This is a genomic window from Bacteroidota bacterium, from assembly GCA_039714315.1.
Classification (GTDB): domain Bacteria; phylum Bacteroidota; class Bacteroidia; order Flavobacteriales; family JADGDT01; genus JADGDT01.
In genome coordinates, this window is sequence record JBDLJM010000081.1 from 1 (window position 1) to 14,546 (window position 14,546).

9 protein-coding genes are annotated in these 14,546 nt (G+C 36.2%); 8 read left to right on the forward strand and 1 reads right to left on the reverse strand.

Annotation, left to right across the window (positions count from 1 at the left end):
- Positions 1-780: 780 nt before the first annotated feature.
- The 8 genes from thrA to ABFR62_09055 all read left to right on the forward strand — a co-directional run bounded on the left by thrA (position 781) and on the right by ABFR62_09055 (position 11,688).
- On the forward strand, positions 781-3,225 hold the full coding sequence (thrA, locus tag ABFR62_09020; protein MEN8138563.1) for a bifunctional aspartate kinase/homoserine dehydrogenase I: 2,445 nt from the start codon (positions 781-783) through the stop codon (positions 3,223-3,225).
- A gap of 26 nt (positions 3,226-3,251) precedes the next feature.
- Positions 3,252-4,175 (forward strand): homoserine kinase, encoded by a 924-nt coding sequence (locus ABFR62_09025; GenBank protein ID MEN8138564.1) that lies wholly within the window; start codon positions 3,252-3,254, stop codon positions 4,173-4,175.
- A gap of 157 nt (positions 4,176-4,332) precedes the next feature.
- Positions 4,333-5,625: a threonine synthase gene (gene thrC, locus ABFR62_09030; protein ID MEN8138565.1), complete on the forward strand. Its 1,293-nt coding sequence runs from the start codon at positions 4,333-4,335 to the stop codon at positions 5,623-5,625.
- Between the two features lie 254 nt (positions 5,626-5,879).
- Positions 5,880-7,274 (forward strand): 3-isopropylmalate dehydratase large subunit, encoded by a 1,395-nt coding sequence (gene leuC / locus ABFR62_09035; protein ID MEN8138566.1) that lies wholly within the window; start codon positions 5,880-5,882, stop codon positions 7,272-7,274.
- Positions 7,275-7,387: 113 nt separating this feature from the next.
- Positions 7,388-7,984 (forward strand): 3-isopropylmalate dehydratase small subunit, encoded by a 597-nt coding sequence (leuD, locus tag ABFR62_09040; protein MEN8138567.1) that lies wholly within the window; start codon positions 7,388-7,390, stop codon positions 7,982-7,984.
- Positions 7,985-8,072: 88 nt separating this feature from the next.
- A complete protein-coding gene (locus ABFR62_09045) occupies positions 8,073-9,590 on the forward strand; it encodes an alpha-isopropylmalate synthase regulatory domain-containing protein (GenBank protein ID MEN8138568.1) in 1,518 nt (505 codons plus the stop codon).
- 101 nt (positions 9,591-9,691) lie between these two features.
- Entirely contained in the window at positions 9,692-10,753 is a 1,062-nt protein-coding gene (gene leuB, locus ABFR62_09050) for a 3-isopropylmalate dehydrogenase (protein ID MEN8138569.1), read from the forward strand.
- A gap of 326 nt (positions 10,754-11,079) precedes the next feature.
- Entirely contained in the window at positions 11,080-11,688 is a 609-nt protein-coding gene (locus ABFR62_09055; GenBank protein ID MEN8138570.1) for a response regulator transcription factor, read from the forward strand.
- A gap of 110 nt (positions 11,689-11,798) precedes the next feature.
- Here ABFR62_09055 and ABFR62_09060 read toward each other — a convergent pair whose 3' ends face one another.
- Positions 11,799-13,547: a 7TM-DISM domain-containing protein gene (locus tag ABFR62_09060; GenBank protein MEN8138571.1), complete on the reverse strand. Its 1,749-nt coding sequence runs from the start codon at positions 13,545-13,547 to the stop codon at positions 11,799-11,801.
- Positions 13,548-14,546 lie beyond the last annotated feature (999 nt).

The following is a 14,546-nucleotide window of genomic DNA, read 5'->3' on the forward strand; positions in this document are numbered from 1 at the left end:
GAAGTGGAAGAAGAAGTGGAAGAAGAGACTGCAGAGTAATAAAAATTATAAATAAATTTCTAATCAGCCATCACTGCATTGTAGTGGTGGCTTTTTTATTGTAAATACTTTTCTAAAACATACAAGCATAGGTTGGTATAACGCCCCGGATAGCAGCGGTAGCTTTTACTTATCGGGATAAGTGAACAAAGTTCTGTGGCGGCCTGCCTTTTTTTGGCAGGTTTACTTTTTGCTAAAGCAAAAAGACCCCGCAGAACTATTGTGAACTAATCCCGGTAAGTGAAACTACAAGCGAAGAGCCGGATAAGGCGCATAATAATTAATAATAAGAAACACGGGAAACTTAAATTAAACGATTCTCAATCAATTACAAAATCCGCTAACTATTTGATAAAATATTTTCTAAATATCACTACCCAACACAATTCAATAAAAAACATTACAATTCACAATGCTTTGACTTTGATAATTACAAATATTGACATATCATTGCACTTGAATAGAAACATATGAAAGTAGAAGGTTTAAAATACTGCAAAATTGATACTATCAACTTCAATATCACTGGAGCTGTTACTTCTATTTCTATAACTCGAAATACAACTATTACCCCTTGTGGGGTTTAGTTATACATATCGCCATGGTTAAGGCCAGACAAAAAATGTCTGGCAAACACAACTTTCCAACATAAGAACATTTTATTGAAACGAATATACACCTGACATTTTCAAGGTGGCAATACTTAATCGTTTATACGTTTAAGAAGAAAACAATTTAATAATGAAAGTATTAAAATTTGGAGGAACTTCAGTAGGATCACCTGAAGCCTTTAAAAAAGTAAAAGAGATTTCGCTTAAATCAGCCGAAAAAGAAAAAATTGTAGTTGTTGTATCGGCAGTTTCGCAAATGACAAACCTGTTACAAAAGGCTGCAGACAAAGCTTCGACAGGTGATGAGAGTTATTCCGGTGATTTAACTTTGCTTGAGCAGAAACACATTAGTCTTATCAGAGAATTAATGTCGATTGAGAAACAAAGTAGTGTTATAGCCGAATTTAAAACCAATCTGAACCACCTGGAAGACATTTTAAAAGGGATATATCTTGTTGAGGAATTAACCGAAAAATCAAGTGCTTTGGTATTGAGTTTTGGTGAAAAATTCTCTTCCAAAATACTCTATCATTATTTCAGCGAAAAAAATAACAGTGTAGCCTATTGGGATTCTACTCAAATTATTGTGGCAAACGGAAATTTCATAAATGCACAGCTCAACGAAGAAAAAACAACAGAAAATCTGCAGAAGGTAAACTCAGAGAATTTTTCTGTAGCTGTAATGCCCGGTTTTATTGCACGAAACAATAAAAACCAGCTTACTACACTGGGTCGTGGCGGTTCTGACTATACAGCTTCAATAGTTGCTGCAAATTTAAAAGCTGACGTTTTAGAAATCTGGACCGATGTTGACGGTATGTTAACGGCCGACCCATCGATGGTTAAGCAGGCTTCATCGCTTAAAAGCATCTCTTTTGATGAAGCAATGGAATTATCGCATTTCGGAGCTAAAGTTATTTATCCGCCTTCGATACAGCCGGCTCTTCGAGAAGGTATTCCCATGGTTGTAAAAAACACTTTTAACCCTGAAAATCCGGGAACTAAAATTGTTAAAGAAGCCCCGTCAGAAACAGATATTACAGGATTATCGGCAATAAAGGATATATCAGTTATCGATGTTACAGGAGCGGGAATGGTTGCTATTCCGGGTTATGCCAGCAGAGTTTTCAGAAGTTTATCTCAAAAAAATGTCAACATAATTCTGATTACCCAGGCTTCTTCGGAGCACTCCATTACATTGGCGATTAAATATGAAGATCGCTATAATGCTATAGAAGCCCTGGAAGAAGAATTTGAATCGGAGCTAAAAAATGGCAAAATTCAAAAACTAAAACATCAGGACGACCTTGCCATTATAGCTCTTGTTGGAGATAATATGAAAAGCCGAAGCGGGTTGAGCGGACGAGCTTTTAGTGCACTTGGACATAACGGAATAAACATCAGGGCAATTGCTCAGGGATCGTCAGAGAAAAATATTTCGATGGTGGTTTCTAAGAAAAACATAAAAAAAGCACTTAATGTACTTCACGAAGAATTTTTCTTATCGAAATACAAAAAAGTACATTTGTATCTGGCAGGCCTTGGAAATGTAGGAGGTGCATTGATCGATCAGGTTCGAAAACAAAAGACCTTCCTGATGGAAAAGCACAATATGCAAATGGTTGTTGTTGGTATGATTAATTCCAGAAAATACCTGATTGACGAAAATGGAATTGATCTTGACAATTGGGATGAATTATTAAACAACAGTGATAAAAAAGCCGACCTGGACAAATTTCATGAAGAAGCTACGGCCTTAAATAAACGAAACTCAGTATTTGTTGATAATACAGCTCACCAGATTGTATCTGATTATTATGAGAAATTCCTCGAATCGAAAATTTCTGTTGCCTGCTCAAATAAAATTGCGGCATCATCGGAATATGCAAAGTTTAAAAGCTTAAGAGAACTTGCCGTTAACAACAACGTTGAGTTTTTAAACGAGGCCAACGTTGGAGCGGGATTACCTATTATCGACACAATTAGCAAACTGGTAAGCAGTGGCGATGTTATCACTAAAATTCAGGGGGTATTATCGGGAAGTTTAAGCTTTATCTTTGACAATTATAACGGAGAGACTCCTTTTTCGGAAATTGTTACTCAGGCAAAAAATGATGGTTTTACCGAACCCGACCCACGTGTAGATCTAAGCGGAACAGATGTTGCCCGTAAAATACTTATTCTTTCGCGGGTTGGAGGCTACAAACCTGAACCCGAAGATGTGCTAAGCGAATCATTTATGCCGGAAAGCTGTTTACAGCCAATGGGAGTTGAGGAGTTTATAAAATCTTTAGACAACGAAGAAGCTCACTTTAAAGAACTTTACAATGAAGCAAATTCGAAAGGTGAAAAATTAAAAATCGTAGGTACTTTCGAAAACGGAAAAGCAAAAGTAAAACTTGAATCTTTAAACAACTCAAGTCCTTTCTTTAGTTTAAAAGGAACCGACAATATGGTATTAATATATACCGAGCGTTACGGCGAAAACCCAATGGTAATACAGGGTGCAGGAGCAGGAGCAAGTGTAACATCGGCAGGTGTATTTGGTGATATCATCAGAACACTTAAACATTAGTAATTGATAATCGTTAATTACATAAAATGAATAAAATTAAAGTTTTTGCACCGGCAACAGTTGCCAATGTAGGTAGCGGTTTTGATATTTTGGGTTTCGCTTTGGAAGCACCCGGTGATATCATAGAAATGAAAAAGACTGATAAAAAAGGTATAGTAATTACAGAAATTGTTTCTGAGAAGCCTTTGAGCCTTGAGCTGAAAAAAAACACAGCAGGAATGGCTCTTTTATCTATGTATGGAGCAAAGGAAATTCCTTTTGGAATTGAATTGAAGATTACTAAAGGTGTAAATCCCGGTAGTGGCACAGGATCAAGTGCGGCAAGTGCTGCAGGAGCTGTATATGCTCTCAACCAACTGTTAGACGACAAGTTTACAGACAAAGAACTTGTTGAGTTTGCCATGGATGGAGAGGTTGTAGCTTCAGGAGCCAGACATGCCGATAATGTAGCCCCTTCATTGCTTGGAGGATTCACACTGGTTCGTCAAAACCAACCATTGGATGTAAAACAAATTCCCGTTCCTGAAGAGTTGCAGGTTGTGGTTCTTCATCCCGAAATAGAGGTAAAAACTTCTGATTCGAGAGCTATATTAAAATCTCAGATTCCATTGGCCACAGCGGTAAAACAATGGGGAAATGTAGCAGGACTGGTAGCGGGTCTGTTCACTAACGACTATGAATTAATAGGCAGGTCGATCGAAGATTACGCTGTAACACCAACAAGATCTTTACTAATCCCTATGTATGACAAACTAAAGGAAAGTGCAATAAGCAACGGAGCCCTGGGATTTTCAATATCAGGTTCCGGCCCGTCGGTTTTTGCCATGTGCAGAGGAACAGAAAATGCCGAAAAAGTAAAAAAGGCTTTAGTAGAAACTATAGAACAAACAAACTTGCTATACAACATTCATATTTCCGGAGTAAGTACAGAAGGTTGTAGAGTGGTTTAACAGTCATTTCGACCGAAGATGAGAAATCTGTTGAAAGTTTATAATTACAAGCAACAGATTCCTCCATTTAGCTTCGCTGAATCTTAAGATTTTGCTAAAGCTATGGTCGGAATGACGTACTTCAGAACTTTTAATACAAACACCAAACAGGACAAGAATGATATATTACAGTACAAGAGATAAAAACAATACTGCAAGTTTCAAAGAAGCAGTTATTAAGGGACTGGCTAGCGATGGAGGTTTATTTGTTCCGGAAAAGGTAGAAAAACTACCACAAGAGTTTTTCGATAATATTGAGAGCATGTCGGTAGCAGAAATGGCTACAAAAGTTATGAAACCTTATGTTGGAGATGAAATACCTGAGGAAAAACTGAAATCTATTCTGGAAGAAGTTTTAAGTTTCGACTTTCCCCTGGTTCAGGTTGACGAGGATAAATTTGCTCTCGAGCTTTTTCATGGCCCCACGTTAGCATTTAAAGATGTTGGAGCAGGATTTTTGGCACGTTGTCTTGGATATTTTGCAGACGACAGTAAAAAGGTAACTGTTTTGGTAGCTACATCGGGCGATACCGGAAGTGCAGTAGCAAACGGCTTCTATAATGTTGAAGGAACAGAAGTTGTAATTCTTTATCCATCAGGAAAAGTTTCGGCTTCTCAGGAAAAACAACTTACCACCTATGGAGGCAACATTACAGCTCTTGAAGTTGACGGTACCTTCGATGATTGTCAGGTGATGGTAAAGGAGGCTTTTCAGGACAAAGAGTTGAACAAACAGCTTAATTTAAGTTCGGCCAACTCTATAAATGTAGCTCGTTTTCTTCCTCAAAGTCTGTACTATTTCATTGCCCTGGGACAATTGATTAAAGGAGATAAGGATGTTGTTGTTTCGGTACCCAGTGGAAATTTCGGAAATATTCTGGCAGGGATTTATGCAAAAAACATGGGGCTGAAGGTGAATAAATTTGTAGTTTCCAACAATGCAAATGATCCTGTAGTGGATTATCTGGAAAGCGGAGATTTCGAAAAAAGACCTTCAATTCAAACTATTTCAAATGCGATGGACATTGGAAATCCAAGCAATTTCGAACGCATGCTTCACCTCTACCCTGAACTTGAAAAAATGAAAGAGGTTGTTGAAGGATATTCATATTCCGACAAAGAAACACTCGAAAGCATCGAAGATATCTACAGCCGTACATCATATTTACCCGATCCACATGGCGCAGTTGCATATTTAGGACTTAGTGAAGCCATGAATGACAGGAAAAACACTGTTGGAGTTTTTGTAGAAACCGCACACCCGGCAAAATTTATAGAAACTTTCACAGACTCTCAAAAAGAAAACTTAGAGATTCCCGAAAGACTGTCAAAGTTCATGAATAAGGAAAAATCGGCGATTAAAATGGATAACAATTTCGAGAGCTTTAAAAAATATTTGCTTTCGAGATAAATAAGATAAATAACTAAAACTTTTTCTACAAAAAACATTCTGATTTGCTTTTCATTAGCCATCGTAACAAAACAAGCCGTAATCACTTGTAAATCAAAAGAAAAATATCAATATACAACCTTTAGAGGCCGTAATAATAAAAAAAGAAGTTTTAGAACAATAATCAAAATTGTCGTGATTTGTATTTTCAATATCTATGTTGAAAAAGCGCAAATGAAAAATTGATCAAAAAAATAATAACAATATAAAACATCATGAGTAAGACATTATTCGATAAAGTTTGGGATTCCCACGTAGTTCGCAGTGTAGAGGATGGACCGGATGTTGTGTTCATCGATCGTCACCTGGTACACGAGGTAACAAGTCCTGTTGCCTTTTTGGGATTGAAGAATAGAGGAATAAAAGTAGCATACCCTGAAAAGACTTTTGCGGTTGCCGATCACAACACTCCAACAATAAACCAACATTTACCCGTTACAAATATTGAATCTAAAAATCAGCTTGAGGCACTTGAACGCAACACTGCTGAATTTGGTGTTAGTCACTGGGGTCTAGGTCATGAAAAAAATGGTGTTGTACATGTCGTTGCTCCGGAAAATGGTGTAATTGTTCCAGGTGCTACAGTTGTTTGCGGTGATTCGCACACTTCTACTCATGGCGCATTTGGAGCTATTGCCTTCGGTATTGGAACTTCTGAGGTAGAAATGGTTTTGGCTTCGCAAAACATTATGCAGGCAAAACCTAAGAAAATGCGTATTACTGTTGATGGAGAATTATCTAAAAGTGTACTTCCGAAAGATGTTGCTCTTTACATCATTTCTAAACTTTCAACATCAGGAGCTACAGGATATTTTGTAGAATATGCCGGTGATGTTTTCGAAAAAATGAGCATGGAAGGTCGTATGACTGTATGTAACCTAAGTATAGAAATGGGTGCCCGTGGGGGTATGATCGCTCCTGACCAAACTACTTTCAACTATGTTCAGGACCGTGAATTTGCACCAAAAGGTGAAGCATGGAATAATGCAATGGAGTACTGGAAAACTCTAAAAACTGATGAAGATGCATTATTCGACAAAGAATTCATCTTTGATGCCGCTGATATAGAACCGATGATTACTTACGGAACAAATCCGGGTATGGGAATCGGCATTTCTCAGGATGTTCCGGAAGTAGAAAACACATTAGAAGCTAAAGAAACTTTCACAAAATCTTTGAAATACATGAATTTCAAAGAAGGAGAAGCAATGAAAGGAAAAAATATTGATTATGTTTTCCTTGGTTCTTGTACAAACGGACGTATCGAAGATTTCCGTCAATTTGCATCTGCCGTAAAAGGAAAGAAGAAAGCTGACCACGTTACCGCATGGTTAGTTCCGGGTTCACACATTGTAGAAAAGCAAATTAAAGATGAAGGTATTTTAGATATCTTAAACGAAGCAGGTTTTGAATTACGTCAGCCGGGCTGTTCAGCATGTTTAGCTATGAACGATGATAAAATTCCTGCCGGAAAATTATCTGTAAGCACATCAAACAGAAACTTTGAAGGACGTCAGGGACCGGGTTCACGTACAATGCTGGCATCTCCTTTAGTAGCTGCTGCAGCGGCTGTTACAGGTAAGGTTACTGATCCTAGAGAATTAGACTAAAACTAACCGTCATCTTGAGCGAAGCGTAGCGGAGTCGAAAGATCTCATATTTATAAGGAGATTCCTCCATTCCGCTGCGCTGCAGTCGGAATGACGTAATAAGAAATAATAAAATGGCATACGATAAATTTGTAGTATTAAAAAGTAGCGCATATCCACTTCCTATCGACAATGTGGATACTGATCAATTAATCCCTGCAAGATTTTTGAAAGCTACAGAGAGAAAAGGATTTGGAGATAATCTGTTTCGCGATTGGAGATATAATAACGATGGAAGTCCTAAGGCTGATTTTGTATTAAACAATCCTGAATACAGTGGAAAAATACTTGTCGGAGGAAAAAACTTCGGTTCCGGATCTTCGCGTGAACACGCTGCCTGGGCTGTTTATGATTTCGGTTTCCGCTGTGTAATTTCAAGTGAGTTTGCTGATATATTCAAAAACAACTGTTTAAATATCGGTGTACTTCCAGTTCAGGTTTCTGAAGAGTTTGCTCAAAAAGTTTTTGACGCAATCGAAGCAGATGCAAAAGCTGAAATCGAAGTCGATTTACCTGAGCAAAAAGTAACTATTGTTGCTACGGGCGAATCAGAAGGATTTGCGATTAACGGGTACAAAAAACACAATATGCTTAACGGTTTCGACGATATCGACTACTTGCAAAGCATGAAAGATGAGGTAGCTGATTTTGCAGCAAAAAGATTATTTTAAGAAGCTTTAAGCAGTAGGCAGTAAGCCATAGGCAAATTTAACTATGGCTTACTACCTAAAGCACAGAGCATAGAGCTTATTGCCTATGATGTCAAAACGAAAAATAGAAATAATGGACACCACTCTCCGTGATGGAGAGCAGACAAGTGGTGTTTCATTTTCTACACGGGAAAAATTAACCATAGCTCAACTTTTACTGGAAGAGCTCAAGGTTGATCGTATCGAAATCGCATCTACAAGAGTTTCTGAAGGTGAATTTGAAGCAGTGAAAGGGATAACCGATTGGGCTTCTGAAAAAAACTATATCGAAAAAATTGAAGTACTTTCGTTTGTTGACAATGGACTGTCAATTGAGTGGATGAAACAAACAGGAGCCAAGGTTCAAAACCTTTTGACCAAAGGTTCTCTTAACCATCTCACCCATCAACTCAAAAAGACTCCGGAACAGCACTTTGATGCTATTAGGAAAGTTATTGTTCTTGCCGAAAAAGAAGGTATTAAAACAAATGTTTATCTGGAGGATTGGAGTAATGGTATGAAGGATTCTCCGGAATATGCTTTTCAATTTCTGGAATTTCTTTCAACTCAAAAAATAGAAAGAGTTTTATTGCCCGATACATTAGGAGTATTAACTCCCGGCGAATCATATAAATTCATTGCCGAAATAAAGCAAAAACACCCTGAAATGCATTTGGATTTCCACGCTCACAACGATTACGATCTGAGTGTAGCAAATGTAATGGAAGCGGTAAAAGCAGGGGCAAACGGAGTTCATCTTACGTTAAACGGAATGGGCGAAAGAGCAGGAAATGCACCTTTGGCCAGTGTTGTAGCGGTAATACATGATTTGATCCCTGATGCTGAAACTTCGGTAAACGAAAAGGCCCTGTTCAAAGTGAGCAGGCTTGTAGAAACTTTTTCCGGATTCAGAATACCTGTAAACAAACCTGTTTTAGGAGAAAATGTATTTACTCAGACAGCAGGAATTCACGCCGACGGAGACAATAAAAATAATCTTTACTTCAACGATTTGATGCCTGAGCGTTTTGGAAGAAAACGTCAGTATGCTTTGGGTAAAACATCGGGAAAAGCAAATATTCAAAAAAACTTACAGGAATTAGGCTTACATCTGAACGATGAAGATATAGCTAAGGTTACTCAAAAAATTATTGAGCTTGGCGACAAAAAAGAAGTTGTAACTCAGGATGATTTGCCTTACATCATATCCGATGTTCTGAAGAGTAACCTTTATAATGAGAACATTAAAATTAATTCATATGTGTTAACTCACTCTAAAGGTTTGCGTCCGTCTACAACTATTTCTGTTTCTATAGACGACGAAACTTTTGAGGAACATGCACAGGGTGACGGGCAGTTTGATGCATTCATGAATGCCTTAAATAAAGTATATGGAAACAAGAACATGGAGCTTCCAAAACTTACCGACTATGTGGTTCACATTCCTCCGGGATCGGCATCTGATGCTCTTTGTGAAACTGTGATTACATGGCAGAAAGGAGAAAAGATATTCAAAACAAGAGGATTGGATTCAGACCAGACTGTATCGGCAATTATTGCCACACAAAAAATGTTGAATATAATATAAGTAATAGGCCCTAAGCAGTAAGCTTTAAGCCAAATAAAGAATAAGAATGCTTTAAGCATAGAGCCTACAACCTAAAGTTTAAAGCCAATAGCATAAAAAATATGAAACTAAACATCGCACTTTTAGCCGGTGACGGAATCGGACCGGAAATTATTGCACAAGCAGTAAAAGTTTGTAACGCGGTTGCTAAGAAATACAACCACGAAATAAAGTACACCGAAGCATTAACAGGAGCAGCTGCAATTGATGCAGTAGGAGAGCCTTATCCTGATTCAACCCACGAAGTATGTATGGCTGCAGATGCTGTATTGTTCGGAGCTATCGGACTTCCAAAGTACGATAACGACCCATCTGCAAAAGTACGTCCTGAGCAGGGATTGCTTAAAATGCGTCAGAAGTTAGGATTGTTCGCTAACGTGCGTCCAACATTTACATTTCCTTCTTTGATTGATAAATCTCCATTGAAAAGAGAACGTATCGAAGGTACTGACTTAGTATTCTTACGTGAGCTTACAGGTGGTGCTTATTTCGGAGAAAGAGGTCGTAAAGATGATGGAAACACAGCTTACGATACCATGATTTATACTCGTATGGAAGTACAACGTATTGCAAAAGCAGCTTTCGAAATGGCTATGACACGTAGCAAGAGACTTTGTTTGGTAGATAAAGCAAACGTACTTGAGTCTTCAAGACTTTGGAGAGAAACTGTGCAGGCAATGGAAAAAGACTACCCGGAAGTTGAGGTAGCTTACGAATTGGTTGATGCAGTAGCTATGCGTTTGGTACAATGGCCAAACTCTTACGATGTATTGGTAACTGAAAACTTATTCGGAGATATACTTACTGATGAGGCTTCTGTAATTTCGGGCTCAATGGGATTAATGCCTTCAGCATCAAAAGGAGAGCATACCGATCTTTACGAGCCAATTCACGGATCATATCCACAGGCAGCCGGAAAAGATATCGCTAACCCCTTGGCTACAATTTTATCTGCAGCTATGATGTTAGAAGATACTTTCAAACTTAAAGAAGAAGCACAGGCTATAAAAGATGTAGTAAACAAATCGCTTACCGAAGGTATTGTTACAGAGGATTTAGCAGTAGAAGGCACTAAAGCATATAAGACCAGCGAAGTAGGAAACTGGTTGGCTGAGAATGTATAATACTTAAAACTATATTTTCTTTGAATTTGCGTTAATCTGCGTAATCTGCCGGCATTTTTTCTCCCGCTGATTACACAGATTTTCGCAATTTTTTTTTATTAAAAACAAACTATCATGCCCTCTGCTTGGCAATTGAACCCGAATCGATCAGTGAAGAGGTTTTGACGACAAAAATTAAATTAATTGCTGATTAAAGTACAGAGTAATGCCGGGTAAAAACTCTGCACATATTTGCGGTTAAAATAGTTATCATCCGAAGTATTAAAGTATTTTATTTATTTGCTTTTTTTTTATATTGCAAAGCATTAACCAAACCCATATCACAATTGAAAATAATTATCCTAGATGATCATCAGATGTTTGCTGACGGATTATATCAAATTTTGACATCAAACTTCGATAATATTGATATTTACTCCTTCAGATCGATAAAAAATCTAAAAAAAGAAATAGTTGACTTTTCTGAAATCGATTTATTTATTAGTGACATAGAACTTCCGGAAGAAAATATCTTCGAATTATTTGAGGAAATGAAATTATCTCAGCCAAAAATACCGATACTGGTAATTTCCATGCATAATAAACTCTCTGTTATAAAAAAATGCATGAACCTGAATATTGAAGGATTTATCCTGAAAGACGATTCTATAAATATCAAACAAGTTGTTGACAATATGTTGGCGGGCGAAAACTATTACTCTCCAAAAGTAATGGCTACCTACAAAATATTAAGCATTGAATCAAAAGAACTTACGCCTCGCGAAGAGCAAATATTAGCACTTTTAAGCAACGGTAAATTGAGCTATGAAATATCAGATGAACTTCACATTAGTGAACATACATTGAAAACCCATATTAAAAACATAAAGAGGAAACTGGGTCTGTCTAAAACAAATGAATTGATTATTTATTACTTTAACAATTATGTAAAATAAAAGACGCCACATCCATTTAATTATGTGAGTTAAAAACTAATTCAAAGTCACTGTAATATTGTTACTTATTACTTATCTATATTTATTATCTCCGGAGCTATAGTAATTATCTAAAAAATATTTTCAATTTCAATATTTATAGTCGATCCATTACTTTTTAAACTATCGATCTTACCTCCCAAGATATCTACCCTGTTTTGAATACTTTTTAGTCCCAGTCCTCCGGTTTTAACATTTTTAAAATCAAAGCCAATACCATCGTCTTCGTAAAAGATACTTATCGAGGTTTTATCGTGCCCAATAAATTGAAAATAAACATTATTTGCCTCACTGTGTTTTGTGGCATTTTGCAATAATTCCTGACTAATACGGTATAAGTGAGTTGTTTTATCTGCGTCTTGAATATAAGGCCATTTATGAAAATAAATATGCACCTTCATATGCTCATTAGAACTAATATGAGCTAATTGTTTCATTTCATCAATAAATTCATCGTTATTTACCATTGGAGTAACCAAGCCATGACTTAGACTCCTGACAGAATCAATAGTTTTGTTAACAATACCTGAAAGTTCAACATCCACATCATTAATCCTGTGCTTAATAACTGCCATATTTGCACCTACCAGGTCGTGTAATTCCCTCCCTACCCTGTTTCTTTCTTCTTCCTGACTGCTTACCATCGCATTAATAATCTCTTTTTGGTGATTCTTTTGCTGTACCAACAAATGAGATCTCTGCATATAAACGTTTCTTGTTTTCTTAGCCATTAAAAACATAAAACTAAACACTTCTATAAATGACCCAAGAATAACTGTTCTATAAATATATGGGCTGTCTTTTATTAATCCCATATTTTGACCAAAAACATCAATAAAACTCGACAATACATATATAGAATATATTGCCAACAGCGGAATAGAATTCTCTGCTTTTAAATATATGTTCCTTACCAGATAATATATCACAAGCAGAAACACTATCATTAAACTGAAAATTATATAGTAATGTATATAATAAGTTAAAACAGATTGCCGAACAGCAGGGAAATAAGAGATCAAAATAAATGGTATCATTCCGTAATTTATAAACAGAATAATATTCCATGATTTCCTGTTATTATCAGCTATTGGTGTCAATTCATTAATAAACAAAGGAAAAAACAAATTTATCAACAGCGAACTTGTGTAGTTAATGGGAGAGGTTACATCTGTTAAATCTATATCTACAAAATAAGAAAAGACTCCAATATTTGTGGATATATATATGCTAACCCCCAAATTCAACAGAAAATAATACAAAAACATTTTATCACCAATATACAAGTATCCAATCAAGGTCAGAATTAGGACAAAGAAATACATACCACGCCAAAACCAAACCAATGACTTTTCGTTTTTTACAACTTTGAGAAGCTCTTTATTACTAAATAAAAAAGCAGTGGCTCTTAGAGGACGATTGAGATGTTCGTACTTTATATAAACGGTAGATATAGTATTAGCTTCAACATTTATAGATATAGGATAGCCCGTAACCTGCATTTCTTTTTCACTGAAACTTCGCATAGTTCCGGTTTTTGCAAGACTTATCGTCGTATCACCTTTTTTTTGAAAAACATCTATCTTATGAATATGGTTATAGGATATAAACAGTACTTTTTTTACTTCACTATCATATTTATTTTGAAAAACATATTTCAGCCAAATAATATCATCTCCCGGTCTGAATGACGGTGCTTTATTTAGTTTTTCCCATTCGAGCTTTTCTAAATTATCAACTTCAACATTATTACCGCTATCAAAATATATATATGCATAATCCTGCAAGTTAATTTGACTGTTAATTGTATCAACAGTCAATATATTTTCAGAAAAAATGCTATTACCTATTAAAAGAAAAAAAAAGAAAAGTCCTAACCTCATAATAATAACTAATCAATAATTGATTTTCAATAATACGTAATACACATAAAAAAAGCTACAGATAGTCTATTACTTTTTTATATGTATATAATTTAATGTTTAGGTCATACCTGCCTGACTGCATCACGCAGGCAGGTGGTATCCTCATTTATATTCATCACGCTTGGTCTCCGCTAAGCCGAGATGGGGATTTCATAAGTGTTTTACATATATGCAGATTAACATAATCAAATAGTAATGAAAAATACCTCTTTTTAGGTATTGACTGATCTATCGTTACTAAATATTTTTGTTAATTATTATAACACCTCAAAAAACCGCGGAGAAGCGATTTTACCCCTAGAACAACTACAACTATTGGGAGAGTAATTTTACTCTCCCGATTCTTTTTATATATCAATAACTCTTCCGTAATTTCATTCAGGTTAACTACAGAAAATAACTTTGTTTCTTATCCCGACAGAGTCAGCTGATCTTGACCTTTCAGATTATGCCCCGGATATTATCGGATCAAGTCCATTTTCTGGGGAGTCTTAAAAAATCAGGCATAAAGTTTACATAATCTGAACAAGAAAAATAGGATATCTTTCACTCCTCTAAATTGCCTTCTAAACTCTTTAATTCTGGCATTGAAAGATTCTGCAGAAGCATGTTAGTTAGTCTACACCTCTCACTAATCTAAACTGTCCTTAATTTAGTATTGACTGAAAGCCATACTTAATTCCGGTCAAAGGCAACGCCTTGACATATTGTGTAAATGTTTAATATTTCGCCCCTTCAACAAAAGGTGATACCTTTTGTTGAATTAATCTGCCACTTCGTGGCGATGACAAATTAACTACTTACAATGTACAAAATATAATATTGTCAACTTTACCCCCTCATCCAATTGATTATTTATTAATGAGAAATAAATGCAGTAAACCATAGATTGAA

What these genes read in the sequence shown, in the direction of transcription:
- ABFR62_09025 (MEN8138564.1), top strand. Translation starts at nt 3,252, where the DNA reads ATGAATAAAATTAAAGTTTTTGCACCGGCAACAGTTGCCAATGTAGGT.
- ABFR62_09045 (MEN8138568.1), top strand. Translation starts at nt 8,073, where the DNA reads ATGTCAAAACGAAAAATAGAAATAATGGACACCACTCTCCGTGATGGA.
- thrC (MEN8138565.1), top strand. Translation starts at nt 4,333, where the DNA reads ATGATATATTACAGTACAAGAGATAAAAACAATACTGCAAGTTTCAAA.
- leuD (MEN8138567.1), top strand. Translation starts at nt 7,388, where the DNA reads ATGGCATACGATAAATTTGTAGTATTAAAAAGTAGCGCATATCCACTT.
- leuC (MEN8138566.1), top strand. Translation starts at nt 5,880, where the DNA reads ATGAGTAAGACATTATTCGATAAAGTTTGGGATTCCCACGTAGTTCGC.
- leuB (MEN8138569.1), top strand. Translation starts at nt 9,692, where the DNA reads ATGAAACTAAACATCGCACTTTTAGCCGGTGACGGAATCGGACCGGAA.
- thrA (MEN8138563.1), top strand. Translation starts at nt 781, where the DNA reads ATGAAAGTATTAAAATTTGGAGGAACTTCAGTAGGATCACCTGAAGCC.